Source organism: Gilvimarinus sp. 1_MG-2023 (assembly GCF_030548285.1).
Genome location: NZ_JAUOSC010001882.1, coordinates 1 through 230 on the forward strand (window position 1 = coordinate 1; position 230 = coordinate 230).

Annotated in this window: 1 protein-coding gene; it reads left to right on the plus strand. The window is 56.1% G+C overall.

Going from position 1 to position 230, the window contains the following annotated elements; translation table 11 throughout:
* On the plus strand, positions 1-230 hold a 230-nt coding region (locus tag Q4563_RS23225), incomplete at both ends, for a TatD family hydrolase (RefSeq protein WP_303606229.1).

Below are 230 nucleotides of genomic sequence, written 5' to 3' on the forward strand. Positions count from 1 at the left end.
TCGAAACACATTTTCATCTCGACTACCTCAAAGAGGCACCGGCAGACACTATTCTGGCGGAAGCCCGCGCCATTGGGGTTGAACGTTTTATGACAATCAGCGTTCAGCCCGACAATATGCCAACGGCGCTGGCACTGGCGCTGGCCCACGATGATGTCTACGCCACTCTGGGGGTTCACCCTCACGAAGCCGCCTTGTTTGATGACGCCACCGTCTCCTATATGCGTGAC